General features: G+C 65.9%; 24 protein-coding genes and 1 pseudogene. 14 read left to right on the forward strand and 11 right to left on the reverse strand.

Translation table 11 applies throughout. The annotated features are described in order from the left end of the window. Nucleotides 1–77 precede the first annotated feature (77 nt). Nucleotides 78–893: an NAD-dependent epimerase/dehydratase family protein gene (locus BPHY_RS27025; RefSeq protein WP_012404644.1), complete on the reverse strand. Its 816-nt coding sequence runs from the start codon at nucleotides 891–893 to the stop codon at nucleotides 78–80. A gap of 39 nt (nucleotides 894–932) precedes the next feature. Next, nucleotides 933–1,247, reverse strand: coding sequence for a hypothetical protein (locus tag BPHY_RS27030; protein ID WP_407671234.1), 315 nt, complete (start codon nucleotides 1,245–1,247; stop codon nucleotides 933–935). Nucleotides 1,248–1,446: 199 nt separating this feature from the next. On the opposite strand from BPHY_RS27030, the gene BPHY_RS27035 reads away from it, so the two are divergent. Continuing rightward, nucleotides 1,447–2,214 carry a DUF4410 domain-containing protein gene (locus BPHY_RS27035; RefSeq protein ID WP_012404645.1) on the forward strand — a complete coding sequence of 256 codons (768 nt, stop codon included), beginning with the start codon at nucleotides 1,447–1,449 and terminating at the stop codon, nucleotides 2,212–2,214. Nucleotides 2,215–2,328: 114 nt separating this feature from the next. Here BPHY_RS27035 and BPHY_RS27040 read toward each other — a convergent pair whose 3' ends face one another. Next, nucleotides 2,329–3,345: a 1-aminocyclopropane-1-carboxylate deaminase gene (locus BPHY_RS27040; RefSeq protein WP_012404646.1), complete on the reverse strand. Its 1,017-nt coding sequence runs from the start codon at nucleotides 3,343–3,345 to the stop codon at nucleotides 2,329–2,331. A 179-nt stretch (nucleotides 3,346–3,524) separates the two neighbouring features. On the opposite strand from BPHY_RS27040, the gene BPHY_RS27045 reads away from it, so the two are divergent. Continuing rightward, entirely contained in the window at nucleotides 3,525–4,034 is a 510-nt protein-coding gene (locus tag BPHY_RS27045; RefSeq protein ID WP_012404647.1) for an Lrp/AsnC family transcriptional regulator, read from the forward strand. A gap of 94 nt (nucleotides 4,035–4,128) precedes the next feature. Next, nucleotides 4,129–6,576 (forward strand): hybrid sensor histidine kinase/response regulator, encoded by a 2,448-nt coding sequence (locus BPHY_RS27050; protein ID WP_012404648.1) that lies wholly within the window; start codon nucleotides 4,129–4,131, stop codon nucleotides 6,574–6,576. 6 nt (nucleotides 6,577–6,582) lie between these two features. Here the strand turns inward: BPHY_RS27050 and BPHY_RS27055 are convergent, their stop codons facing one another. Further along, entirely contained in the window at nucleotides 6,583–7,287 is a 705-nt protein-coding gene (locus tag BPHY_RS27055; RefSeq protein ID WP_041765448.1) for a UdgX family uracil-DNA binding protein, read from the reverse strand. Nucleotides 7,288–7,436: 149 nt separating this feature from the next. Here BPHY_RS27055 and BPHY_RS44275 point away from each other — a divergent pair. Next, nucleotides 7,437–7,715 (forward strand): annotated as a pseudogene (locus BPHY_RS44275) (chemotaxis protein); the annotation flags it as partial. A 297-nt stretch (nucleotides 7,716–8,012) separates the two neighbouring features. Further along, the gene (locus tag BPHY_RS27065) at nucleotides 8,013–8,627 is read left to right on the forward strand and encodes a membrane protein (RefSeq protein ID WP_012404651.1); all 615 of its coding nucleotides are present in this window, start codon (nucleotides 8,013–8,015) and stop codon (nucleotides 8,625–8,627) included. A gap of 96 nt (nucleotides 8,628–8,723) precedes the next feature. Here the strand turns inward: BPHY_RS27065 and BPHY_RS27070 are convergent, their stop codons facing one another. The 3 genes from BPHY_RS27070 to BPHY_RS27080 all read right to left on the reverse strand — a co-directional run bounded on the left by BPHY_RS27070 (nucleotide 8,724) and on the right by BPHY_RS27080 (nucleotide 11,916). Then, complete coding sequence (locus tag BPHY_RS27070) at nucleotides 8,724–8,885, reverse strand: hypothetical protein (RefSeq protein ID WP_157686746.1); 162 nt, start codon at nucleotides 8,883–8,885, stop codon at nucleotides 8,724–8,726. A gap of 74 nt (nucleotides 8,886–8,959) precedes the next feature. Then, nucleotides 8,960–9,712, reverse strand: coding sequence for an endonuclease/exonuclease/phosphatase family protein (locus BPHY_RS27075; protein WP_012404652.1), 753 nt, complete (start codon nucleotides 9,710–9,712; stop codon nucleotides 8,960–8,962). Continuing rightward, nucleotides 9,709–11,916, reverse strand: a complete 2,208-nt coding sequence (locus tag BPHY_RS27080; protein ID WP_012404653.1) for a VTT domain-containing protein — start codon at nucleotides 11,914–11,916, stop codon at nucleotides 9,709–9,711. Before BPHY_RS27080 ends, BPHY_RS27075 begins: the two co-directional genes overlap by 4 nt. A 185-nt stretch (nucleotides 11,917–12,101) precedes the next feature. On the opposite strand from BPHY_RS27080, the gene BPHY_RS43915 reads away from it, so the two are divergent. The 3 genes from BPHY_RS43915 to BPHY_RS39885 all read left to right on the forward strand — a co-directional run bounded on the left by BPHY_RS43915 (nucleotide 12,102) and on the right by BPHY_RS39885 (nucleotide 12,922). Next, entirely contained in the window at nucleotides 12,102–12,224 is a 123-nt protein-coding gene (locus BPHY_RS43915) for a hypothetical protein (RefSeq protein ID WP_279612540.1), read from the forward strand. Nucleotides 12,225–12,371: 147 nt separating this feature from the next. Beyond that, a complete protein-coding gene (locus BPHY_RS27085) occupies nucleotides 12,372–12,683 on the forward strand; it encodes a hypothetical protein (RefSeq protein WP_012404654.1) in 312 nt (103 codons plus the stop codon). Between the two features lie 50 nt (nucleotides 12,684–12,733). Continuing rightward, nucleotides 12,734–12,922 (forward strand): hypothetical protein, encoded by a 189-nt coding sequence (locus BPHY_RS39885; protein ID WP_012404655.1) that lies wholly within the window; start codon nucleotides 12,734–12,736, stop codon nucleotides 12,920–12,922. A 61-nt stretch (nucleotides 12,923–12,983) separates the two neighbouring features. Here the strand turns inward: BPHY_RS39885 and BPHY_RS27090 are convergent, their stop codons facing one another. Beyond that, the gene (locus BPHY_RS27090; RefSeq protein WP_012404656.1) at nucleotides 12,984–14,549 is read right to left on the reverse strand and encodes an FAD-dependent oxidoreductase; all 1,566 of its coding nucleotides are present in this window, start codon (nucleotides 14,547–14,549) and stop codon (nucleotides 12,984–12,986) included. Between the two features lie 259 nt (nucleotides 14,550–14,808). Here BPHY_RS27090 and BPHY_RS27095 point away from each other — a divergent pair, with 259 nt between their 5' ends. The 3 genes from BPHY_RS27095 to BPHY_RS27105 are packed head-to-tail and all read left to right on the forward strand — an operon-like array spanning nucleotide 14,809 to nucleotide 17,239. Then, nucleotides 14,809–15,975, forward strand: coding sequence for an acyl-CoA dehydrogenase family protein (locus BPHY_RS27095; RefSeq protein WP_012404657.1), 1,167 nt, complete (start codon nucleotides 14,809–14,811; stop codon nucleotides 15,973–15,975). Between the two features lie 11 nt (nucleotides 15,976–15,986). After that, nucleotides 15,987–16,586, forward strand: a complete 600-nt coding sequence (locus tag BPHY_RS27100; protein ID WP_012404658.1) for an SAM-dependent methyltransferase — start codon at nucleotides 15,987–15,989, stop codon at nucleotides 16,584–16,586. Beyond that, nucleotides 16,583–17,239 (forward strand): glycosyltransferase, encoded by a 657-nt coding sequence (locus tag BPHY_RS27105; protein WP_012404659.1) that lies wholly within the window; start codon nucleotides 16,583–16,585, stop codon nucleotides 17,237–17,239. The genes BPHY_RS27100 and BPHY_RS27105 overlap by 4 nt, the downstream gene beginning before the upstream one ends. Here BPHY_RS27105 and BPHY_RS27110 read toward each other — a convergent pair. Beyond that, nucleotides 17,236–17,871, reverse strand: a complete 636-nt coding sequence (locus BPHY_RS27110; RefSeq protein WP_012404660.1) for a TetR/AcrR family transcriptional regulator — start codon at nucleotides 17,869–17,871, stop codon at nucleotides 17,236–17,238. The genes BPHY_RS27105 and BPHY_RS27110 overlap by 4 nt on opposite strands. Before the next feature lie 85 nt (nucleotides 17,872–17,956). Here BPHY_RS27110 and BPHY_RS27115 point away from each other — a divergent pair, with 85 nt between their 5' ends. The 3 genes from BPHY_RS27115 (at nucleotide 17,957) to BPHY_RS27125 (ending at nucleotide 20,724) form a co-directional block, all read left to right on the forward strand. Beyond that, nucleotides 17,957–19,102, forward strand: a complete 1,146-nt coding sequence (locus tag BPHY_RS27115; RefSeq protein WP_012404661.1) for an MBL fold metallo-hydrolase — start codon at nucleotides 17,957–17,959, stop codon at nucleotides 19,100–19,102. Nucleotides 19,103–19,345: 243 nt separating this feature from the next. Continuing rightward, complete coding sequence (locus BPHY_RS27120) at nucleotides 19,346–19,747, forward strand: RidA family protein (RefSeq protein ID WP_012404662.1); 402 nt, start codon at nucleotides 19,346–19,348, stop codon at nucleotides 19,745–19,747. 26 nt (nucleotides 19,748–19,773) lie between these two features. Beyond that, nucleotides 19,774–20,724, forward strand: a complete 951-nt coding sequence (locus tag BPHY_RS27125) for an aldo/keto reductase (protein WP_012404663.1) — start codon at nucleotides 19,774–19,776, stop codon at nucleotides 20,722–20,724. Nucleotides 20,725–20,733: 9 nt separating this feature from the next. Here BPHY_RS27125 and msrA read toward each other — a convergent pair whose 3' ends face one another. Both msrA and BPHY_RS27135 read right to left on the reverse strand, forming a co-directional pair. Beyond that, nucleotides 20,734–21,471, reverse strand: coding sequence for a peptide-methionine (S)-S-oxide reductase MsrA (gene msrA, locus BPHY_RS27130; RefSeq protein ID WP_012404664.1), 738 nt, complete (start codon nucleotides 21,469–21,471; stop codon nucleotides 20,734–20,736). Between the two features lie 43 nt (nucleotides 21,472–21,514). Further along, on the reverse strand, nucleotides 21,515–23,329 hold the full coding sequence (locus tag BPHY_RS27135; protein ID WP_012404665.1) for a cytochrome c biogenesis protein DipZ: 1,815 nt from the start codon (nucleotides 23,327–23,329) through the stop codon (nucleotides 21,515–21,517). Nucleotides 23,330–23,351: the final 22 nt, after the last annotated feature.

Consider the following 23,351-nt stretch of genomic DNA (forward strand, 5'->3'; position numbering starts at 1 on the left):
CTGCACGGCGGACTGCCTCGCAGCGCGACGGAACCTGCAAGCCGTCGCAACACGCCGTGTGCAGGGCCGCGCGCTATTCAGCGCGTCACGTTGCGTTTTTCGGGCGGCGTGTAGTCGATCGTCACGAAGCCGCCGCCCTGAAAATGCTGGGCGACGGGATCGAGCGGATTGGGTTGGCCGAGGATTTCGTGCGCGTAGTCTTCCGCGTTCTGTTTCGGCTGATAACCGAGCGGTGCCGCCGCCGTATTGTCCCAATAGCTGCGCGTGTTGTTCGACACGCCCCAGACCACCTGAAAACCCAGCCCGGGCACATTGATGCAACGGTCGATCAGATGCAGGAAATCGTCATGGCCGAGCCACGTGCTCAGATGACGGAACTCGGTCGGCTTTTCGATGCAGCTGCCGATGCGGATGCATACGCTCTCGATGCCATGCTTGTCCCAGTACATGCGCGCGAGCGACTCACCCCATGCCTTGCTGAGACCGTAGAAACCATCGGGCCGGAAAGCGCAATCCAGCGCGAGCTTGTCTTCGACGGGGTACATGCCGATCGCGTGATTCGAGCTCGCGAAGATGATGCGGCGCACACCATGCCGCCGCGCGCCTTCATACACTTCGACGAGGCCGCGCAGATTGTTCTCGACGATTTCGGGCAGCGGCCGCTCGACGCTCGTGCCCGCCATATGGATCAGCACGTCGACACCCTGCATCAGCCGGTCGACGACAGCGGGTTCGCGCAGGTCGCCGTGCATCACGTCTTCGCCGTCGAACATCGGCTCCAGTGCGCGCGCGCCCGCGGCGGAACGCAGGTTCACGCCGCGCTCGTTCAACGCGGCGCGCAGGAAGCGGCCAAGCTGGCCGCCCGCACCGCTCAAAGCAATCTTTTTTGTCATGGTCGAACCTTGTTGTGAATCAAGCGGAGATGCTGGATATCAGCGGCCCGAAGTCTGCCGTTCGGCGGACTCCACGTGCGCGCTCGCGCGGGCCGACGGTTCGACATGCGTGATCGGCTTCGAGGCCACGGTCACGCCGACCACGTCGAACAGCATCAGGCGGACGAACAGCGGCTTATAGCCGAGAGTAGCCGCCAACGCGCCGACGATCAACGAGAAGATCATCCCGCCCAGCCAGCCGAACATGCCCGAGAAACCCGTCGCCGTGCCGACTTCGTGCTGGCCGAAGACGTCGAAAGCGAGCGTGAACAGCGCGTCCGCGCTGCGCCAGTCGCCGAAGCTGCGAGCGCTCACGCACACATGACATGAGTCGACATAATTCGTCCATAGCCACTGCGCGCCCGCTCGACCATACTGCGTTCCGCGTGCTGAGCTGCAACAACACAAAACGAACCGGCGATTCACGCGACTGTGACGCGCCGATGCCGCCTCGAGTGAAGCCAATCATCGGACGATCCGCTAATCCAACTGACTGATGACAGGACTTGACATCATGTTTGCAGCGCTCAACTCCGTTCGTCTCACAACCCTCCGCAGCGCGTCCGCCGCACTGGCATTCAGCGCGATGCTGCTAAGCGGCTGTGCGGCAGCCAGCGTCACGAATACCGCCCAGTATTCGACGCTCACGCGGGCGAATCCGCAAAACGTCTATGTGTACACCTTCGCGAGCAACCCGGCGTCGGTGAAGCTCGACAACAGCGGCCTGATTCACAAGCTGAGCGCGAGCTTCTCTGGCTCGTCGGAGGCCGCGCAGCAGACCCAGCAAGCCGCCGAAGCGAGCAACGCGCTGACGGATCAGGTGGTGGCGAAACTGCAATCGATGGGCGTGCACGCGATTCGCACCGATGCGCCGCCGCCCGCCGACCAGGACGTGCTGATCGTCGAGGGCGCGGTCGGGGCGATCGACGCGGGCAACCAACGCCGTCGCACGCTGATCGGGCTCGGCGCGGGCAAGAGCGAAGTGACTGCGCACGTACAGGTGCTGTACAAGCCGGCGGGCGGCATGCCGCAACTGGTGCAGACGTTCGACGCCGATGCGAACAGCGGCCATATGCCGGGCGTCGCGGAAACGGCGGGCGTCGGGGCCGCGGTGGGTCACGTGGCGACGTCGGCGGCGGCAGGCGGTGCGCTGCATGTCGGCGCGGAACACAAGGGCGACACCGTGACGAGCGACGCGAAGAAGGTGGCGGATTCGGTGGCGAAGCAGGTCGCGCAGATCGGCGTTGCGCAGGGATGGGTGCCGGGCGATCTGGTGAAATAACACTGCAAAACCGCGGAAAGCGCGGCCCGCGCATGGTGCGGCCGCGCCGAGAGGAGGCGAATGGCGATGCGGGACGGCATCGCCACGTGTTTTTGAACGCTGCGCTTCGCGCGTTCAGCCTTCGCGAAACAGGAAGCTATAGGCGTTCAGCGCGGGCACGCCGCCGAGATGCGCATACAGCACTTTCGAGCCTTCCGGAAATTCGCCGCGCCGCACCTTGTCGATCATGCCGTGCATCGACTTGCCTTCATAAACAGGATCGGTCATCACGCCTTCGAGCCGCGCGCACAGGCGGATCGCCTCCAGCGTTCCTTCGTTGGGCAGGCCGTATTCGGGGCCGCCGTAGCGCGTATCGAGCACGACGTCCTGCGCGGTGATATCGCGCCCCAGATCGATCTGTTCCGCCGTGCGCTTCGCGATGCGGGTGATCTGTTCGCGCGTCTGCTCGGGTTTCGCCGACGCGTCGATGCCGATTACGCGGTCCGCGCGTCCATCCGCCGCGAAGCCGACGATCATCCCCGCCTGCGTGCTGCCCGTCACTGAGCAGACGACGACGTAGTCGAACCTGAAACCCAGTTCGGCTTCCTGCTCGCGCACTTCTTCCGCGAAGCCGACGAAGCCCAGTCCGCCGAGCGGATGATCGGAGCAGCCGGCGGGGATCGGGTAAGGCTTGCCGCCTGCCGCGCGCACGCTTTCCAGCGCGTCTTCCCAGCTCTTGCGAAAGCCGATATCGAAGCCGTCGGGCACGAGCCGCACGTCGGCGCCCATGATGCGCGACATCTGGATGTTGCCGACGCGGTCATATACGGCGTCGTGATAGTTGACCCAGTTCTCCTGCACGAGCACGCACTTCATGCCGAGATGCGCGGCGACGGCCGCCACCTGACGCGTCTGGTTCGACTGGATGCCGCCGATCGACACAAGTGTGTCGCAGCCTTGCGCCAGCGCTTCGGGAATCAGGTACTCGAGCTTGCGGGTCTTGTTGCCGCCGAACGCGAGACCGCTGTTGCAGTCCTCGCGCTTCGCGTAAAGCTGAACCTTGCCGCCGAGATGGTCGGAAAGCCGCTTGAGCGGCTGGATCGGCGTCGGGCCGAAAGTGAGGGGGTAACGGGGAAAGCGTCGCAGGTTCATGGTCGGGTTCCGTGGGTCTGGGAAGGGCGCGTAGAGGCGTCGGACGGGTGCGAACGATGCCGCGCTGCGAAACATGATAGAAAAGACGCTGCGAAATGAGCTTGCGAAATAAATGGTGTCTCGTTACTTTAACGACCAACTCATGCACGTCGACTTTCGATAATTTCTTGGAATCGTTTATGGGCGCAACAAAATTACGCACAGAGCCCGCAGGCGGAGCGGCCTCGGTCTTGCAACTCGACCGGATCGATCGCGCGATCCTCAAGCAGCTTCAGCAGGATGCGTCGATCTCGAATGTTGCGCTGGCAGCGAAGGTGAAGCTCAGTGCGCCAGCGTGTCTGCGGCGCGTCGAAAGACTTCGGGAAGCGGGCATGATTCGCGCTACGGTGGCATTGCTCGATCCGAAAGCGGTCGGCGCGGGGATGCTGGTGGTGATCGGCGTGGTGCTGGACCGCTCGACACCCGAAACCTTTGCCGCCTTCGAAAAAGCTGCGCAAAAAGTATCGGGTTGCATGGAATGTCACGTCGTCACGGGCGAGTTCGATTACTTCATGCTCGTGCGCACGCGCGACAGCGAGAGCTTCAACCGGCTGCACGCGGAGCAATTGCTATACCTGCCCGGGGTGCGGCAAATCCGCAGTTTCATGGTGTTGAAGGAGATCCTCTCGACGACAAAATTCCCGCTATGAAGCTCGCCAAAGCGCGGGCGTCGCGGTTCGCCGGACGTTCCGGCAACATCTTCATGCTTATACAATAAGCGTGCAGGAAGCCATCTCCAGGGCAATGAGCGACTTCGACAAAGACATCGGCAGTGAGGTAGGGCGTGACGCACCGCCGCCGCATCTCCACGCGACACAGAACGCCGCGACAGGCGGCATGGACGCGCACGCCGTCGATTTCAGCAGCCAATGGCTGCAGCTGTGGGCCGAATCCACTACCGACTACTCGATCTACGCACTCGCGCCCGAAGGCACGATCATCAGTTGGAATCTGGGCGGACACAAAATCCAGGGTTACGCACCCGATGAGATTCTCGGCCAGCACGTGCGCATGCTGTACACCGCGGAAGATGTGCGCGCCGGCGTGCCGGATATCGAGCTCGAGCGTGCGCGCGAAGACGGACGGTATGAAACAGAGGGCTGGCGCGCGCGCAAGGACGGCGCGCTGTTCTGGGCTAACCTGACCATCACGGCGCTTCATGCTGCCGACGGCAAACTGCTCGGCTATGGGTGCGTCGTGCGCGACATCAGCGACAAGAAGAACGCTACCGACGCCGCGCTCGAAAGCGACCGGCGCTTCCGTCTGCTGGTGCAGGGCGTGAGCGACTACGCCATCTTCATGCTGTCGCCCGAAGGTTGCGTCACCAACTGGAATCCCGGCGCGCGGCGGATCAAGGGTTATACCGACGAGCAGATCATCGGCTCACATTTTTCGTGTTTCTACACGCCCGAAGATGCTGCCGCGGGCGTGCCGCAGCGCGGGCTCGAGACAGCCGCGCGCGAAGGCCGCTGGGAAGCCGAAGGTTGGCGCGTGCGGCGCGATGGCAGCCGCTTCTGGGCGCACGTCGTGATCGACGCAATTCGCGACGAAGGCGGCACTCTGATCGGCTTCGCCAAGATCACGCGCGACATCACCGAGCGCCGTCAGGCCGCCGAACTGCTCGACCAGACCCGCAATGCGCTCTTTCAGTCACAGAAAATGGAAGCGCTCGGCAAGCTGACGGGCGGCGTCGCACACGACTTCAACAACGTGCTGCAAGTGCTGCGCGGCAACCTTGAACTGCTCGGCGCGCGGCACGACGATGCGTGGAGCCGGTCGCGCATCGGCCGCGCGATCGAGGCCGTCGAGCGCGGCTCGAAGCTCGCGTCGCACCTGCTCGCGTTCGGGCGCCAGCAGGCGTTGCAGCCCGCGGCGAGCCACCTCGGCCACGTGCTGCACAACATGGAAGACCTGTTGCGCCGCGCGCTCGGCGAGCGGGTGCGCGTGCGGATTCACGAGTCACTGGGCGGCGGCGAGTTGTGGAACGTGATGGTCGATACGCACCAACTGGAAAACGTGCTGCTCAATCTTGCGATCAATTCGCGCGATGCAATGCCGGAAGGCGGCATGCTGACGTTCGGATTGTCGAATGCCGTGCTCGACGCGAAGGCCGCCTTGACCGCGCAGATCGAACCCGGCGAATACGTGAAGATGACGGTCACCGATACAGGCACGGGCATGAGCCCCGATGTCGCTGGGCGAGCCTTCGATCCGTTCTACACGACCAAGCCGGAGGGACAGGGCACGGGGCTGGGCCTGAGCATGGCGTATGGCTTCGTGCTGCAAAGCGGCGGCCATATCGAGCTGGCCAGCACGCCGGGCGTCGGCACCACGGTGACGATCTATTTGCCGCGCTCGACGCAGACGCCCGTCGCGCGCCCCGCCGCTCCTGCCGAACCGGAAGCCGTGCATGCCCTGCGTGGCGACGAAACGGTGCTTGTCGTCGAAGACGACCGGCGCGTGCAATTGACCGTGGTCGACATGCTCACGCAACTCGGCTATAGCGTGCTCACCGCTAACGATGCAGCGGAAGCGCTGACCGTACTGCGCAGCGGCGCGAAGGTCGATCTGCTTTTCAGCGACGTGGTGATGCCCGGCTCGCTGCTGAGCCCCGAAATGGCGCGCCAGGCGCTGTTGATGCGGCCGTCGTTGAAGGTGCTGTTCACGTCGGGGCACACACGCGACATGATGGGCCTCGACGAGCAGCTACGGGGCGGCGCCGATCTGCTGCAAAAGCCGTATAGCCGCACGCAGCTCGGCCGCAAGTTGCGCGACATGTTCGATGGCGCGGGACGGCCGGCGCACGACACGGCGCACGACGGCGCACGGACCGGCTTGTCCCGTACGCTGCGCATTCTCGTCGTCGAAGACGAACGGGACGCACGCGACGCGCTGTGCGAACTGATCGCGATGCTGGGCCATACGTTCGAGGCCGCGGGCAGCGCGGAAGAGGCATTGGAGCGCTTGCAACTGCGTCCGTTCGATGTGCTGCTCACCGATCTCACGCTGCCGGGCATGTCCGGCTTCGAGCTCGCACGTGCGGCCGTCGCGCTGAGGGCGGCGCAGCGCGTGGTGTTCTCCTCGGGGCTCGACGCGACGGTATCCGACGCTTCACTGCCGTTCGCATGGACGGCGTTGCGCAAGCCTTATTCGTTCGATCAACTGAAAGACGCGCTCGACTCCCAAGCGTGAGCCACGTCACGCGTCGTCCTCGCGCCCCGCATCGCGCTGCGCGAGCGTTCCCGCTTTCACCAGGGCCGCGACGATGGCGGCATACGCGCGATGGCGCGTCGCTTCATCGGGTGCGCGCAACGCGAACGACGGGTGATAAGTCGGCACGACATGCCGGCCGCCATGTTCCAGCACCTTGCCGACAACCGCCTGCAAGCGCGCGTCGCGATCGTCGAGTATCGCCTTGAGCGCAGTCGCACCGAGCGCGACGAGCACGCGCGGTCCCACGGAAGCCAGTTCGCGCTCCAGCCAGTAATGACATGCGTCGACTTCGCGCTGTGCGGGCGTCTTGTGCATGCGCCGCTTGCCGCGCGGCTCCCACTTGAAATGCTTGACGGCATTCGTCACGTATACGTCTCGGCGGTCCACGCCCGCGTCCTTTAACGCATCGTCGAGCAACTCGCCCGCGGGTCCGACGAACGGCATGCCTTGCAGATCTTCCTTGTCGCCCGGCTGCTCGCCGACCATCATGATCGGCGCGTGTTTCGGCCCGGTGCCGCCGACCGCTTGCGTCGCGCGCGACCACAGCGCGCACCGTCGGCATTCGGCGAGGCGTGCGGGCTGCTGGTGCGGCTCGACGAGCGGTGAGTCCTTCGCGGCGGGCTTCGTCTTGCCGTCGTCGGCTTCGCCCGTTTTGCCGGGCGAGCGCGGTGAGGTTTTTCGTGTGCTCATGGCGTCGTCGGTGGGGGGTGCGCGCTGCATACATCGGCGGGTGAGCAATACGCGTTCCCCTGTGCCTCTTCAGCTGAACAGGACAGCGGAATGCTTTTTGCGGCCCTGCAGCGAGGCAGTAACCGAAACAACCCACTCTGGAGGCCAGCATGAGCACACTCAATCCCGACGACGAACAGCGTCCCGTGGTGAAGCCGACGGGACATGACAACGCATCGCTAGGCCCGAGCGATTCGTCCGACAGCGGCAGCGATGTGGCAGGCGCGAAGCGTCATGAGTTCGACGTCGACGACGAACTCGACAATCACGCGCTCGAAACAGGCGAAGCCGGACTCGCCAGCGACAGCGACCGTGCCGGCACGGGCGAGCGCGCATCGGCCGATGGCGATTCGACGCTGGAGCAGGACGAGGACATCGATGTCGATCGCATCATCGGCGCCACGGGCGAAGAAGCGTCCGAAGGCATCGCGGACGAAATGACAGAAGGTGCGGATGAGGGCGCGGATGAAGGCGCGGATGAAGGCGGGCAAGAGCAAGCGGAGAACGACGCGCAGGTCGGCGAAGCCACGCGCAAACGCCGCACGTGATGTGACAGGTCAGGTGACAACCGAAGGGCGGGTGCACGCCTTGCTCGGTTCAGATCATTGGCGGGCGGCGTCCAGGCAAGAGGATGTGCGACGGTGCGCCGCTCATTGTCGAATGAACGCTGGAACCACGGAGGCATCATGTCGCTGATCGTTGCCGCACGATTCACCACTTTCCCCGCAGCCGAATCCGCTGCCGAGCGTCTTTTCCGCGAGGGATTCGTCGAAGAAGATGTGTCGCTGTTCTTCGTCAACCCGCGTGGCCAGCACGCGCGCTTTCCGATTGGCGGCGATCAGAACAAGGACGCCGCCGCGACCGACGCGCCGAAGGGCGCAGGCATGGGCGTGACGATTGGAGCCGTCCTGGGCGCCGTGATCGGCGTCGGCATCTTCACCGCGTTTTCGGCGCCTGTCCTAGTGTCGGCAATCGCGGCCGGGGTCGGCGCATACATCGGCTCGCTGATCGGCGCGATGTATCGCACTCGCGGCGGCGGTAAGGGCGCGCATGCAGAGCGCGTGCATTATGAGGAGCGCGATTCGGGCGTGCTGCTCGCCGTGCACGTCACGCCGGACTCGCAGCATACGGCCGCGCATGTGTTGCGCGAGGCGGGCGGCGCGTCGATCGAGCGCGCCACGGGACGCTGGCAGCAAGGCCGTTGGGCCGACTTCGATCCGACGCGGCCGCCGCAACCGGTGCAAGGCGAACGCACCGTCGATGGGCACGGGATGGAAGGCCGCACCGAGCGCCACGCGTGATTGTCGCTGTAAAACAAAGCAGCGCGCGGCATGGTACCGCGCGCTGCGCCCTTTCATTGCCCTTTCGCCGGATCATGGCGAGCGTCAGGGTAGTGCCTAGCGGGCGCTTTCTGCATCGTCCTCTTCTTCATCGTCCAGGTCGTCCTCGACATCCTCATCGTCGTCGAGGGTGATCCGGCCCATGCCGACGCCCGCATCCTTGTCCGCATAAGGTTGGCGTGGGGCGTTTTCGTCCGGGGCGTAATTCTTTCTGACCATTGGCAGCTCCATGAAGAGTGTTGAACGAACCCGCAGGGCGCGCAAGCGTAGCGCCTGCGCTTCACCGCGAGCTATCAATAATGCTCTCGCGCGATGCGCGCGACCAGTGGCAAATGATCCGAGGCAACGCGCGCCAGCATGCTGCTGTGCACATGCACGTCGAGCAGTCGGTCGACGGGGTGCATCCAGATGCGGTCGAGCGCGAACACGGGCAGGCGCGAAGGGAACGTGCGCGGCGCAGGCGCCGCCCGAAAATGGGTGACAAGCATGCGCAGCGCCGGGCCCCACACGAACCATTCGTTGATGTCGCCCATCAGCAGGACGGGCATGCGCGCCGTATCGAAAGCGGCAATCAGCGCGCGGATCTGCGCGCGCCGTTCCCGCGCCGACAGTCCCAGATGCGTCGCGACGACGCGCAGCGCCGTGCCGGGGCCGTCCGTTTCGACGTCGACATCGAGCGCGCCGCGCGCTTCGCGCGTGCCGAACGACAGATCGAGCGCACGCGTCGCGCAGATGGGCAGGCGGCTCAGGATCGCGTTGCCATAGCGGCGTTCGGGCGTATCGAGCGTGGGCCCCGCGATGGCGTCCATCCCTGTCATCTCGCGCAAGACGGGCAGTGCGCTCGGCGCAAAACTCCCGCCTAGCGGCACTTCCTGCAACGCGACGATATCCGCGTCGAGTTCGCGGATCACGCGGCCGATCCGCTCCGGCGACGCGAACCTGTCGGTCCCGACCGTGCCGTGGATGTTCCAGGTGGCGATGCGCAGTGCGCGCACGCCGGCGGCCGTGGTCCTGTCGTGCAAGGTCAGCGCGCTCGTATCGTTCATGAGCGGCGCGCAAGGAAACGCTGCAATGCAACGGACAGACCGACGAGCGCCGCGCCGATCAGCGCGACGAGCGCCAGCCCGGCAAGCGACGGATGACGCACGGCTGCCACGAGCTGATGGGCGAAGGTCGTGGCGAGCACGATGCCGGGTGTCATGCCGAGCACGGTGCCCGCCAGGTAAGCGCGCAGGCTGATGTGCGATGCGCCCGCTGCGAGGTTGATGATGGTGAACGGCGCGACGGGCACGACGCGCAGAACGATCACGGTGATGAAGCCCTTTTTGCCGAGCTTTTCGCTGATCCGGTTGATGCGGCTGCCCGCGAGCTTGCGTACGGCATCGCGACCGAGCGACGCGCCCGCATAATAGGTGACGCACGCTGCGATCATCGAGCCCGCGAACGCATACGCGCTGCCCCATAGCGCGCCGAACACAAAGCCGCTCACAGCGATCAGCAGGGTGACGGGCACCGAAATGCTCGCGGCGATCGCGTACAGCGCGACGATTGCGAACGGTCCGAACGGCGACGCATGCACGCGCTGCGCGCCATGCACCAGCGTCGCAAAACTGACGGCATCGCGCAGCGGCGTGAAGCGCCACAACGCGGCCAGCACGACGACGCACAGCGCGAGCGTGCCGAGCGCGAGCAGCCTGCCCATCAGCGGACGGCTGCGTTCTTCGGGCAGAAAGTGCCGCACCAGTTCGTGCGGCGCGACGGGCGCTTCGGCATCGAACACCGACACATGTGAGGCGAGGTCTTCGAGGTCGCCGGACACGACGGGATCGAGCGGGATCAGCGTGCGTTCGCCGTGACGCAAATGGGCGATGGCTTCGTTCAGGCGCTGCGTGCGGAGCGCGGCTTGCACCTGCGCGGGCGAGATGTCGAGATGCTCGGCCAGCAGCCGGTTGCGCACCGATGCAATGGCCGCCTGGATGCGCGGATCGCCGCGCGCTTCGAGCGTGATATTGCACTCTGTGTCGAGCACCATCGAGCGATTGTTCAGGTTCGCGCTGCCGACGATCAGCACGTCGTCATCGACGGTCATCAGCTTGCTGTGCACATTGATGATCTGCCCATGTGCACCGCCCGTGGTAGGCGCATACATTGCATAGCGTCCCCGTCGGTCCGCCTGTTTCAGCACGCCGTGAAGCCGCGCGCGCAGCACGCCCATCGTGGCTTCCTGGAGCCAGCCGCTCGTTCTTTGCGGACCGACGACGGCGACATCGGGACTGTCCGCATCGGCGAGACGCTGCGCGAGCGCGGTGCCCACGCGGCTCGCTGTGAAGTACTGGTTTTCAATGTAGATGCTGCGCTTCGCGGCCGCGATCGCGTCGATATACAACTGCTGGATCTGCGCAACGAGCGGCCTTCCTTCGAAGGCTGGCTGTGTCACCGAGATGCCGAGTTCGACCGATTCGATGTCGGCGGCAACATCCGCCGGCCAGATGCCCGCGGCATCGTCGGGGCGCGGCATCGGGTCGGGCGTCGCGTCCGCTGCTCTCGCCGTTGCGCGGCGCCAGCGCTCACGCACGAGCAGACTCACGGCCTGCGCGGCGGGTCCGTCGAACATCGCCTGTACATCGTGCATCGGCTGGTACGGCGTATCGCGAGCATTGCGCCGCAGCGGCGCGTGCGGACGATGCGCGGGCGTGTCCCAGCGGGAACCCGTCAGATCGATCCCGCCGACGAACGCGAGCCGGTCGTCGATCGCGACGATCTTCTGATGGTGCGAAGCGCCGAGCGGGTGCCGTCCGTCCTGCCGGAAGCGGATGCGGCGATGCGTGCGCCAGCCCAGCTTGTATACGGGCAGCCATTCGCGTTCGAATGCGTACAGCATCGCAAAGTCCCACGCGAGCACGTAGATCCGCAGTTGCCGGTTCGCTTCCGCGAGCGCGCAAAGAAATTCCGCGAGCGGGGCGGGCAGGCCGTCGGGCGCACCGCCGGGCACAAGTTGCAGACGGCTGTCGATGTCCCAGCCGACGATGTAGATGCTATGGCGCGCACGGATCATCGCTGTGCGCAGCGTTGCGAAATACTCGGCCGCGTCGATCAGGATGCGGAAATGATGTGCGTGCTCCTTGCGCTCGCAGGTCTCATGCAGCCGCAGCAGGCTCGGCGCGATGGGAGCGGGGCGGGTCGCTGCGCGGGTGTCGGTCGTCGTCGGTGGCTCGGTGGCGTCGGTGGTCGTGTTGTGCGTCATCGGCATGGTGGGCTTCTCGATGCGGGTAAAAGATAGAAGCCGTCGCGAACATCCGGACAATGGCGCGCAAACCCCGTTCCTGGCGACGGGAACGCGGCTTGCCGCGTCTAAGGCAGGGTGTGCCGCGCCGCGGGCGCGGCACCCGAAACGCGTGTTCAACCCCAAAGAGGACATTGACCATGAAGCAAGCGATGAGCACACAAAAGGCAGCGCCGAATCACCCGGCGACCCCGCATCAGCCGAATCGCGACGGCGGGCAACAGCAGCAAAACCAGAAGCCGCCGCAGCATCAGGGCGGGCAGCGGCAGCCGTGACGTGCTGCGAACGTCTGACGGCCCGCTGACGTGCGCGGCGTTCCGAAAGCGGGTCTGCAAACCTTTCAGGCCCGCGTGTAGATCTTCCAGCCCGTCTTCTAGCGCGCGTCTCGTGCCTTGCACGAATGCCTTCAGCAGGAATGCCCCATGACGATCGCGGTGATGCCGGGCGACCGGCGCGATATCGCCGAAACGCTTGGCCGTTATTTCGACGTACGACGCGTTTCGTTCCGTATCGAGGAACTGAGCAACGGCGTGCTCTACATCGGCTTCGATGCCGACGGGCAACGTGCGTCGGTCACCGTCTCGTTCGACGACGAAGCGTTCGATGCGTACACGCAGTGGGACATGATCCAGAAGCGCCGCTCGCTCGCGTGCATTGCGGTCGAATTCGAGAAGCTGATGCAGCGGCGCAATACCACTGCGCTGGCGGGCGACTTCAGGATCGACCGCTTCTGACGCGCCCGCTCTGACGGTGACAGTAACGGTGATAAAGAGGGAGCACGAACATGGAACAGAAACGTGAGCAACGTAAACCCGCCACGACGACACAGCCAGGCGAGCCGACGGAAACGATGAAGGCGACGAACCCGCCTCGTTCGAATCCGCATCCGGAACAAACGGCCGAGGTGCCCCTTGGCAGCGGGGAACAGCGGGAGCCGCCAGGCGCGGGTGGGCGTCCGTCGCATAGCAGTTGAATTGCAGTGACCCGGTCGCCGCGCAGCGCATGATGTGGTGTGATGCGCGGCCGCTTCATGTTCATGCCGATTCGGCAAGCTTCATCGCATCGGCAAGACTCAACGGTTTGCGTAATGCTTCCGCCAGCATGCCCATCTGTTTGCCGCGGTTGCATCCGACGGCGGCGACCAGATTTCCTTTGTCGCCGAGCAGTGCGATGAACTCGAAAGTATCGGGCGTCCCCGTGAATATCGTCTTGTCCCAGTGCTTCGCGTGACCGAGGTATTCGAACGTCTTGCCGAAGTGATAGGTCCAGAAAAACGGCACGAGCGGTTCTTCTGGCGGCATGCCGAGCATGGCATGCGCAGCGATGCGCGCATGCTGTTGCGCAACGCGCCAGTGTTCGATCCGCACGCGTTCATTGACGGGCGCCTGCAATTCGAACCGCGCGATGTCGCCTGCCGCATAGAGACCGTCCGACACGCGCATGGATGCATCGACGTCGACGCTCTTATCGTCGTTGCGCGTCACGCCTTTCAGAAAATCCGTCGCAGGCGTGACCCCGAGGCCCGCGACGATGAAATCGCATGACACGATCTCGCCGTGGTCGAGCGTGACGCGCAGTGCGCCGCTTGCATCGCCGGGCGCGACGGCGCGCGCACGAAGGCCCATGCGGACGCTCACGCCATTCACTTCGTGCAGCCGCATGAAGAGCCTGCCTAGCTCAGGACCGAACTGCTTCTCGAAGGGCACCTTGCCCGGCGACACGACCGTCACCCGCAGCTTGCGTTCGCGCAGCGCCGACGCCACTTCCATCCCGACGAAACTCGCGCCCAGCACGAGTGCGTGCTCGCCTTGTGCGGCCATGTCGACGAGATGCCGCGCGTCATCGCGATCGCGCAGCAGGCGGATGCGCGGCTTGATATCGGCCGCCTCGCTGCCTGGCAACATAAGCCGCTTGGGTATGCCGCCCGTGGCGATGAGCGCGGCATCGTAGCGAATCGACGGTGCGCTGCCAATATCGATGCGGCGCGCGCCCGCATCCAGTGCGGTGACCTGGGCCTGGATTGTTTCGATCGCGTGCGCAGTGAAGAAGTCGTCGGGCAGAAGAGGCGGTATCTCGTCGACGGACATCTCGCCCGACGGCACGAACTTGCTCAACACGGTGCGGTCGTATGGCGTGCGCGGCTCGCGATCGATCAGCACGACGCGTCCTGCGAAGCCCGCCTCGCGCAACGCGGCGCAAGCGGCCGCGCCCGCCGCGCCCGCGCCGACGATCGCGAAGGTGCGCGGGTCCGCAGGCGTTTTCGTGTGGGTTTCCGACGGCTCCGGCGTGCTGTCGACGAGCACGTCGCCGTGTTCGATCCGCACGGGGTAACGCGTCAGCGGCCGCAGCGGCGGCGGCTCGACGAGCGCGCCCGTCGCGATGTCGAAAGTGCCCTTGTGCCACGGACACACTAGCCGGCCATTGCAGAGCGCGCCCTGTTCGAGCGGCGCGCCTGCATGCGGACAGTCCGCGCTATACGCATGCACGGTATCGCCGCGGCGGATCAGCAGGATCGGCGTGCCGTTCGCCTCGATGCGCTTCATGCCGTTGTCAGCGAGTTCGGAGAGTGGGGTGGCCTTTTGCATTGTCGTGTTCGTCATCGTTGTCCTCGTCGAAACCGGCAGCGCAGCGAAGACGGTGCGCCGGGCGCGCAACGCGCATCCAATTGCTTTCGGGCCGCAATCGTCATGCCGCGCGGCGCAGCGTCGCAAGCGGTCTTCCCGGCGCGCGCAAGCGTAGACGGGGAAAACGCGCCGGGGCGTATGGGCACGCCGCTTGCGTCGTCTCGCGCACGCAGCCGCCCTGTTGGCGGCGCAGCAACCAACCCGACGCTTCCAGCAGGCGTTGATGGAGCAACCCATGAGCGATATCGGCCACGATCCCCTGCGACGCGCCGCGCCGGCCGCGTGGTACATCAACAGCGGACTGCGCCTGAGCGATGAGGAGCCGGACGCCGACATCGAACCGAAGCGCTATGCGCTCGTCCCGGCGCTGGAGCGATACCTGGCCGGCGTGCGCTATGGCGACGAGGCATCGGCGAGCCGCGCGGCGACGCTCGATGCGCTGCGCGCGCGAGGCATGGACTGGCTGCCGCTGCCGGGCCGCGGCGAAACGGCGACACGCTGGCGCGGTCTCGCAGCCGTGGCAGCGTGCGATCTGCCGCTGGCCAAGCTCTATGAGGCGCACACCGATGCGCTTGCCATCCTCGCGGAACTGAACCGCGCCGACCTCGCTGACGATGGCAGCGGCAGTTGGGCCGTATGGGCCGCCGAGCCGCCGAACCCGAAGCTGATCGCGCGTGCATCGGACGGCGGCGATGGCTTGACGCTCGAAGGCGTCAAGCCGTGGTGTTCGGGCGCGCCGCACGCGACACATGCGTTGGTGACGGCATGGCGCAACGACGAGCCAGTGTTGGCTGCCGTCGAACTGTCGCAGCCTTCCATCGCGATCGACACGAGCGGCTGGCAGGCGGTCGGCATGCGTGCGACGGGCACGAGCTGCGTGCGCTTCGACGGCGCGCGTGCGGCGCAGGTTGGCGGGGCGGGCGCGTATCTGTCACGTCCTGGCTTCTGGCATGGCGGCGCGGGTATCGCCGCGTGCTGGTACGGCTGCGCGGCGGCGCTCGCGTCGATTCTGCGCGACAGCGTCAAGCGCCACGCGGACCCGCACGCGTGCGCGCATCTCGGCGCCGCTGATGCCGAACTGTCCGCCGTGGCTGCGTTGCTGCGCGAGTCGGCCGCATGGATCGACGCGCATCCGCGCGACGACGCGCAGCAGTGCGCGCTGCGCGTGCGCGTCGCCGTCGAACAGGCCGCGGCGCAGGTGATGGAGCATGTTTCGCGCGCGCTCGGCGCCATGCCGTTCTGCACGGATGCGTGGTTCGCGCACGCGATAGCGGATCTGCCCGTGTTTCTGCGGCAGAGCCACGCCGAACGCGACGAGTGTGCATTAGGACAGACGCTGCTCGACGGCGATGGCGACGAAGATGGCGACGCATGCGGGCGCTGGGATCTGGCGTCGCATTGAGGTTGGCGCGCATGTCCTTTCCGCCCGCCTATTTCGACGATATGTACCGGCAGGACGACGACCCCTGGGACTACCGCGGCAGCTGGTACGAGCGCCGCAAACGTCTGCTGACCGTCGCGGCGCTGCCGCGCGCGCGTTATCGCTCGGGCTTCGAACCGGCGTGCTCGAACGGCGAACTGTCCGCCTTGCTTGCGCAGCGTTGCGACCGGTTATATGTCTGCGATATCAGCGATCAGGCGATCCATCTCGCGCGAGAACGCCTTGCGGACGTGCGCAACGTCACGTTCGCGCAGCGTGCGATTCCCGAGCAATGGCCCGATGCGAGCTTCGATCTGATCGTGATCGGCGAACTGTGCTATTACCTGTCGCGCGACGCGACGGCGGAGCTCGCGCAGCGCGCGTGCGCATCGTTGACGGCGGACGGCACGCTCGTCGCGTGCCACTGGCGGCATCCGTTCGAAGGCAAGCTGCAAACGGCCGAGGACGTGCACGCTGCGTTCGACGCACTGCCTGCATGGCGGCGCATCGTGCAGCACGCGGAGCACGATCTGCTGCTCGACGTGTGGTCGAAGGACGGACAGTCGGTGGCGCAACGCGAGGGACTCGCATGATCGGCATCGTGATACCCGCACACGACGAAGAAGCACTGCTCGCCGATTGCCTGCAGGCGGCGCGTATGGCGGCCGCGCATCCGGAATTGCGCGGCGAGGTGGTGAGAATCGTCGTGGCGCTCGATAGCTGCACGGATCGCTCGGCATCGATCGCGCGCTGCTTCGATACGCACGCGTTGACGCTCGACGTGCGCAACGTCGGCAAGGCGCGGGCAGCCGGCGCAGCGGCGTTGCTGGAGCAGGGCGTCCGCTGGCTCGCCTTCACCGATGCCGATAGCCGCGTCGCGCCGGACTGGCTCGTCGCGCAACTGGCGCTCGATGCGGAAGCGGTGTGCGGCCCGGTCATCGTCGAAGACTGGCGAGAGCACGACGAACTCACGCGCGAGGCGTTCTATCGCGCGTACCTGAACGCAGATGGGCACCGGCATGTGCACGGGGCGAATCTCGGCGTGTCGGCGCGTGCGTATTGCCGCGCCGGCGGATTTCCGCCGCTGCCCTGCCGCGAGGATGTGGCGCTGGTCGGGCTGCTGGTCGAGACGGGAGCGCGCATCGCGTGGAGCGCGGCGCCGCGCGTGGTGACGAGCGCGCGGCTTGCGTCGAAGGTGCGGGGCGGGTTCGGCGATACGCTGGCGGGGCTGGTGTCGTCCGCCTAGTTCGTGCCGCCCGGTTTCACCGCATAGCGCGCCAGAAACATATCCGCCGATGTCTGCGCGACGGTGTTCTGTTCGTCCGCCGTCAGCGGCGGCTGGCCCATCGTCACCTGCGGCCAGAATGCAAACCCCTTCACGAGACCATGCAACTGTTGCGCGGCGAACGCCGGGTCGGGCACGTCGAGCCTGCCGTCGGCGGCCGCGGCGCGGACCCACACGGTCAACCCTTCCTCGCGTTCGCCGATGCGCGCCACCATATCCCGCGCCCGCTCGGGCGAATGAATGCCCGCTGCGATCGCGACCCGCGCGAGCGACATGAACGCGTCGTCGTTCAGCAGCCGCAGCTTCTGTGCGAGCAGGTCAATCAGTTGCGGACGCAGCGGCAGGTCCGCGCGATAGCCCGGCGCGTCGCCTGCCTTGCTCGCATCCCACAGTTGCTGGAGGATCGCCGCGAACAGCGCCTCCTTGCTCGGGAAGTGGTTGTAGACGGTGCGCTTCGACACGCTCGCGCGCGCCGCGATGCGGTCCATGCTGGTGGCGTCGAAACCCGATGCGCGAAATTCGTCGATGGCCGCTTCGATCACGGCCGCGCGCTTGCGATCGGTCAGACGGGGAAGGGTAGTGCTGTCGTCCATGCGCGAATTTTACACTGCCTGGTGCACATTTCGAGACAATAAACTACACTGTGCAGTCTACCTTCTGTCTCGAGTGACGCTTCGCATGAAATCGACCATCGACACCATCAGTCAGCTTCTGGGATTCACGGCGGCGCAACGCGGCCGCGAACTGTCCGGCGCGTCGCCGCAGCACGACGGCGAGCGCTTTCGCAACGTCAAGCCGCGTCCCGTCGAGGGCTTCGGCAAGACGTTGCGGATCGCGTGGAACATGTTGTTCAACAAGCCGGCGGGCACCATGCCGCCCGCCGAGCTGCCCGTCGATACACTCACGCGTGCGGACCTCGAGGCCGCGCCGGACGGCAGCCTGTTCCGGCTCGGCCATTCGACGATGCTGCTCAAGCTGCGCGGTCAGTTCTGGCTGACGGATCCGGTGTTCGCGGAGCGCGCGTCGCCGTTCAAGCGGATGGGGCCGAAGCGCTTCCATGCGCCGCCCATCGCACGCGAAGATTTGCCGCCGTTGCGCGGCGTGATCCTGTCGCACGATCACTACGACCATCTGGACCGCGACACGGTGCTGGCTTTGGCTGGCACGACGGGCGTGTTCCTGACGCCGCTGGGCGTCGGCGACCGGCTGATCGAGTGGGGCGTCGCGGCATCGAAGGTGCGTCAGTTCGACTGGTGGCAGGGCGTCGAAATCGACGGGCTGCAGTTCACGGCAACGCCGGCGCAGCACTTCTCGGGGCGCAGCCTGTTCGATGGCAACAGCACGTTGTGGTCGTCGTGGGTGATCGTCGACGGTGACCTGCGCGTATTCTTCAGCGGCGATACGGGCTACTTCGACGGCTTCAAGACAATCGGCGAGCAGCTCGGTCCGTTCGACGTGACCCTGCTGGAAACGGGCGCGTATGACGCGCAGTGGCCATACGTCCACATGCAGCCCGACCATACCGTACAGGCGCATATCGATCTGCGCGGGCGCTGGCTCGTGCCAATCCACAACGGCACGTTCGATCTGGCGATGCATCGCTGGCAGGAACCGTTCGAGCGCGTGGTGGGGCTCGCGGCCGCGCATGGCATCGCGCTCGCGACGCCGCGCATGGGCGAGCGGCTCGATCTCAGCGCGCCGCATCGCGGCGAACGCTGGTGGCGCGAGGTGCTTGACCTCGCTGAGATTCTCGACGCCGGCGTTGCACCGAAGCCGGCGCGCCGCCGCGCGTCGTGCCGTCCCGCCGGGCAGGGCAACGGGTGATGTGATGTAACCTGACGCGGCGCTGACGGGGCCGCAAAGCAGCGCGCTTCATGAAGAGGCGCGCTTTTTTTTCGCCGATCTTTTTTGTCCGGCGAGGATAGCCCGCGTGTTCGCAGCACACACCCACAGCAGATTCATGCAGCGTTGCACGAAGCGCGCTAAGGTATGCACCCGGGTAGGCACTCGGCGCGAACCTTGCGCGCGCCTTCAATCGATCGATGGAAGTCCACGGAGCTTCGACAGATGAGCGAAACCACGCAGTTCTGGATGGTCGAGGGCGCGCCGACGCCCGTCGGCCCGTTTTCTCACGCGACGGAATCGGGCGGTTGGGTGTTCGTCACAGGCCAGATGCCGACCTCGCCCGACGACGACGCAGCGCCCTTGCCCGAAGGCGTCGCCGCGCAGACCAAGCGGGTGATGGACAACCTCGTACTGGTCCTCAAGGGCATCGGGCTCGGTCTTGAACACGTCGTGTCGGCGCGCATCTTTCTCACAGAGTTCAAGCGCGACTACGCGACGATGAATGCCGTGTACGCCGCGCATTTTCCGCCGGGGCGTTTGCCTGCACGGACCTGCGTCGGCGTGACGGGTCTCGCGCGCGATGCGCTCGTCGAAACCGATTTCATCGTGCGCCGTCCCGGTTGACGCCGCGCGTGCCGCCCGTCAAAGCAATGCGCGATTCCTTTGAACCGTCGTCGCGCCGCGGCTTCCTGCGACGCGCGCTGATGATGCCGCTTGCGCTGTCCGCGGCGTCGTTCCCATCGGCGCGAGTCAAGGCGGAAGACAAGCCGGTGCCGCGCATGGACACGCGCCCGATTCCGACGACGGGCGAGCCGTTGCCGGTGATCGGCTGCGGCACGTGGCGCACGTTCGATGTCGGCGACGATCCCGAAGGCCAGGCGCGGCTCGCGCAGGTGCTGAAAGTGCTGTTCGCGGCGGGCGGCTCGGCGATCGATTCGTCGCCGATGTACGGTTCGTCCGAAGCCGTCACGGGCACGCTGCTGACGCGGCTCGACGCGCATGGCAAGGCGTTCGTCGCAACCAAGGTCTGGACGCAGGGCCGCGACGCTGGCATTGCGCAGATGGAACAGTCGATGCGCCGCCTGCGCCAGCCTCGCATCGACCTGATGCAGGTGCACAACCTCGTCGACTGGCGCACGCAGTTCGCCACGCTGCGCGACTGGAAAACACGTGGACGTATCCGCTATATCGGCATCACACACTACACCTCCAGCGCGTTCGACGAGGTGGCGAACGTGATGCGCAGTGAAAAGCCCGACTTCGTGCAGATCAACTACGCTGCCGACGATCGCGATGCGCAACAGCGCATTTTGCCGCTCGCGCACGATCTGGGCATCGGTGTGGTGATCAACCAGCCGTTCGGCGGCGGCGGGCTGCTGTCGCGCGTCGGCAAGACGCCGTTGCCCGCGTGGGCCGCCGAGATGGGCTGCGCGACATGGGCGCAGATCCTGCTGAAATTCGTGCTCGCACAGCCCGCCGTGACGCTTGTGATTCCGGGCACGGGCCGCCCCGAATACATGGCCGACAACGTGCGCGCGGGCGTCGGCCCGTATCCCGACAAGGCCATGTGCCGGCGCATCGTCGAGGCCGTGGGCGGCTGATGTCGCCGGTTACGACGCCGAGGCTTTCAGCAACACGGGATCGTCGCGATAGACATCCGGGAACATCTGCTTCAGATGGGTGATCTTCGGCAGATCGTTGATCGCGATGTACGGCGAGTCGGGATGCAACACCAGATAGTTCTGGTGATATTGCTCGGCGGGATAAAAGCCCTTGAAGTCCTCGACCTTGGTCACGATCGGCGCGGAGAACACCTTCGCGTTGTTCAGCTGCGCGATATACGCCTGCACGATCGCGCGCTGCCCGGCGTTTTGCGGGAACACGGCCGAGCGATATTGCGTGCCGTGATCGGGGCCCTGGTAGTTGAGCTGCGTCGGGTTGTGCGCGACGGAAAAGAAAATCTGCAACAGACGGCCATACGTAATCTGCGTCGGATCGTAGGTGATGCGCACGGATTCCGCGTGGCCCGTTTCGCCGTCGCTGACGGTTTCGTATTGCGCGGTGTTCGCCGCGCCGCCCGTGTAGCCGGACGCGACCTGCTGCACGCCTTTCACGTGCTCGTACACGCCCTGAACGCCCCAGAAGCAGCCGCCCGCGAAGACGGCCGTTTCGGTGTGCGCCGCACCCGGTTTCTCGTCCTGCGCGGGCGCGGGAATCCGGACCGCCTGTTCCGCCGACGCGACGTGTTGCCATGCGATCGCGCCAGCGCCGATCGCGATGCACGCCGCGATCCGTCCCGCCGACGTGCGGGTCGAGCGCAATGCGTTTGCGATGAGTTTCCTGTTCACGGTGTCGATCCTCTAATAACAGGTGATGGGGTTAGCCAGATCCCTAGCCGAATGTGAACGCGTAAGCCTCGACACCTGGATCGAGAAACTCGATCGCGAAGGTGTGGTCGGCCACGTCGCCCGTTTGCCGCACGAGCTGATAGAGACGCTGCTCCGTGACGATGCCCGTGCCGTCGGCATTCACATCGGTGCCGCGCGCATCGCCCGGCGCGGCGCCGTCGATGGTCACGCGAAAATGCACCGGCCTGCCGCCCGCGCCCGGCCCGAGCACGAGATGCAGATCGCGCGCGTGGAAGCGATAGACGATGCGTCCGTCCGGCGCGGCGAGCGTTGCGTGTTCGGCGCCCACTTTCCACGTGCCTGCGAGTCCCCAATCGTTGACATCGGGGCTCGACGGCTCGGTGTACGCATGGGCGCGGTTCCGCGCTTCGCCGCCCGGCGACATGAAGTTTTCCGCACGTGCATAGCCGATGTAGGTTTCCGGCGACATCATGTCGTTGCCGTCGGCGGCCGCCTCGACGCCTTTCGCGTGCTGTTCGAGGCCCGTCGCCACCTGGGCCGCTTCGGGATGGCCCGCGTCGGCGAGCAGCTGCTGGATCACTTTTTCGGACTGTTCATATTCGCCTTCACCGAAGTGATGATGGCGAATGCGGCCCTGCACATCGATGAAGTAGTGCGCCGGCCAGTACTGGTTGCCGAACGCGCGCCAGATCGCATAGTTGTTGTCGATCGCGACGGGGTAATCGACGCCGAGATCGTGCACAGCCTTCTTCACATTGTCGATATTGCGCTCGAATGCGAATTCCGGCGCGTGTACGCCGATCACGACGAGGCCCATGTCGCGATACTTCTGCGACCACGCCTTCACATACGGCAGAGAGCGCAGGCAGTTGATGCACGAGTAGGTCCAGAAGTCGACCAGCACGACCTTGCCGCGCAGTTGACCGGCCGTGAGCGGCGGCGAGTTCAGCCATTGCACGGCGCCCGTCAGCTGCGGCAGTGTGCCTTCCACTGGCAGCGGCGCCGCAGCCGTCGACGCACGCATCATCGTTCCCGCGGGCGGCGTGACGCCGGCTGCCTGCGTGATCGCCGGCAGGTTCGCGGACATCATCGCTTCGTTCGCGGCCGGCTTCGGCGGCGACAGCTTGTCGAGGAGGTGCTGTTCGATGCCGCTCGTCGCGACCGTCGAGACTTTCGTGAGCACGCCCGTGTCGAAGCCCAGCGCGATCGCCACGACGCCGCACAGCATCGCCGCACCGATGCCGCGCCGCACCCATTCGCCTGCGCCGAGCGAGCGCTTCATCGCCGCGAACACCTTGCCGCCGATCAGCAGCGCAATCGCCAGCGAGGTCGCCGCGCCCGCCGCATACGCAAGCAGCAGCAGCGTCGTGCCGACGCTCGCGCCGCGCAGCGCCGCCCCCGTCAGCACCAGGCCGAGGATCGGGCCTGCGCACGGCGCCCACAGCAGACCCGTCGCGATGCCGAGCAGAAAGGACGAGCCGATGCGCGGCTGGCTGCCGTCCGTGCGCGCGAGCGTCGTCAGCCGGTTTCCCGCGCTGACGAGGGGATGCATCAGACGATCGGCGAAGCGCGGCAGCAGCAGTGTCAGGCCGAATACGCCGAGCAGCACGATCGCGATCCAACGGCCGTACTGGTTGGCCTGCGTGACCCAGCCGCCGCCGACAGCGGCCAGCGTCGCGACCAGTGCGAACGTGAGCGCCATGCCGCCGAGCAGCGGCAGGCCCGTGCGCACGAACGGCTGATCGGCGCGCGCGAAGACGAAGGGCAGCACGGGCAGAATGCAGGGACTCAGGATCGTGAGCGCGCCGCCGAGATAAGCGAGGACGATGAGTAACATGGTCGTTTGGATGCTGGATCGT

The organism is Paraburkholderia phymatum STM815, from assembly GCF_000020045.1.
GTDB classification, from domain to species: domain Bacteria; phylum Pseudomonadota; class Gammaproteobacteria; order Burkholderiales; family Burkholderiaceae; genus Paraburkholderia; species Paraburkholderia phymatum.

Coding starts and splice junctions, on each gene's coding strand:
- BPHY_RS27025 (WP_012404644.1), bottom strand. CDS start 893: ATGACAAAAAAGATTGCTTTGAGCGGTGCGGGCGGCCAGCTTGGCCGC.
- BPHY_RS27035 (WP_012404645.1), top strand. CDS start 1,447: ATGTTTGCAGCGCTCAACTCCGTTCGTCTCACAACCCTCCGCAGCGCG.
- BPHY_RS27040 (WP_012404646.1), bottom strand. CDS start 3,345: ATGAACCTGCGACGCTTTCCCCGTTACCCCCTCACTTTCGGCCCGACG.
- BPHY_RS27045 (WP_012404647.1), top strand. CDS start 3,525: ATGGGCGCAACAAAATTACGCACAGAGCCCGCAGGCGGAGCGGCCTCG.
- BPHY_RS27050 (WP_012404648.1), top strand. CDS start 4,129: ATGAGCGACTTCGACAAAGACATCGGCAGTGAGGTAGGGCGTGACGCA.
- BPHY_RS27055 (WP_041765448.1), bottom strand. CDS start 7,287: ATGAGCACACGAAAAACCTCACCGCGCTCGCCCGGCAAAACGGGCGAA.
- BPHY_RS27065 (WP_012404651.1), top strand. CDS start 8,013: ATGTCGCTGATCGTTGCCGCACGATTCACCACTTTCCCCGCAGCCGAA.
- BPHY_RS27070 (WP_157686746.1), bottom strand. CDS start 8,885: ATGGTCAGAAAGAATTACGCCCCGGACGAAAACGCCCCACGCCAACCT.
- BPHY_RS27075 (WP_012404652.1), bottom strand. CDS start 9,712: ATGAACGATACGAGCGCGCTGACCTTGCACGACAGGACCACGGCCGCC.
- BPHY_RS27080 (WP_012404653.1), bottom strand. CDS start 11,916: ATGCCGATGACGCACAACACGACCACCGACGCCACCGAGCCACCGACG.
- BPHY_RS43915 (WP_279612540.1), top strand. CDS start 12,102: ATGAGCACACAAAAGGCAGCGCCGAATCACCCGGCGACCCCGCATCAG.
- BPHY_RS27085 (WP_012404654.1), top strand. CDS start 12,372: ATGACGATCGCGGTGATGCCGGGCGACCGGCGCGATATCGCCGAAACG.
- BPHY_RS39885 (WP_012404655.1), top strand. CDS start 12,734: ATGGAACAGAAACGTGAGCAACGTAAACCCGCCACGACGACACAGCCA.
- BPHY_RS27090 (WP_012404656.1), bottom strand. CDS start 14,549: ATGACGAACACGACAATGCAAAAGGCCACCCCACTCTCCGAACTCGCT.
- BPHY_RS27095 (WP_012404657.1), top strand. CDS start 14,809: ATGAGCGATATCGGCCACGATCCCCTGCGACGCGCCGCGCCGGCCGCG.
- BPHY_RS27100 (WP_012404658.1), top strand. CDS start 15,987: ATGTCCTTTCCGCCCGCCTATTTCGACGATATGTACCGGCAGGACGAC.
- BPHY_RS27105 (WP_012404659.1), top strand. CDS start 16,583: ATGATCGGCATCGTGATACCCGCACACGACGAAGAAGCACTGCTCGCC.
- BPHY_RS27110 (WP_012404660.1), bottom strand. CDS start 17,871: ATGGACGACAGCACTACCCTTCCCCGTCTGACCGATCGCAAGCGCGCG.
- BPHY_RS27115 (WP_012404661.1), top strand. CDS start 17,957: ATGAAATCGACCATCGACACCATCAGTCAGCTTCTGGGATTCACGGCG.
- BPHY_RS27120 (WP_012404662.1), top strand. CDS start 19,346: ATGAGCGAAACCACGCAGTTCTGGATGGTCGAGGGCGCGCCGACGCCC.
- BPHY_RS27125 (WP_012404663.1), top strand. CDS start 19,774: ATGCGCGATTCCTTTGAACCGTCGTCGCGCCGCGGCTTCCTGCGACGC.
- BPHY_RS27135 (WP_012404665.1), bottom strand. CDS start 23,329: ATGTTACTCATCGTCCTCGCTTATCTCGGCGGCGCGCTCACGATCCTG.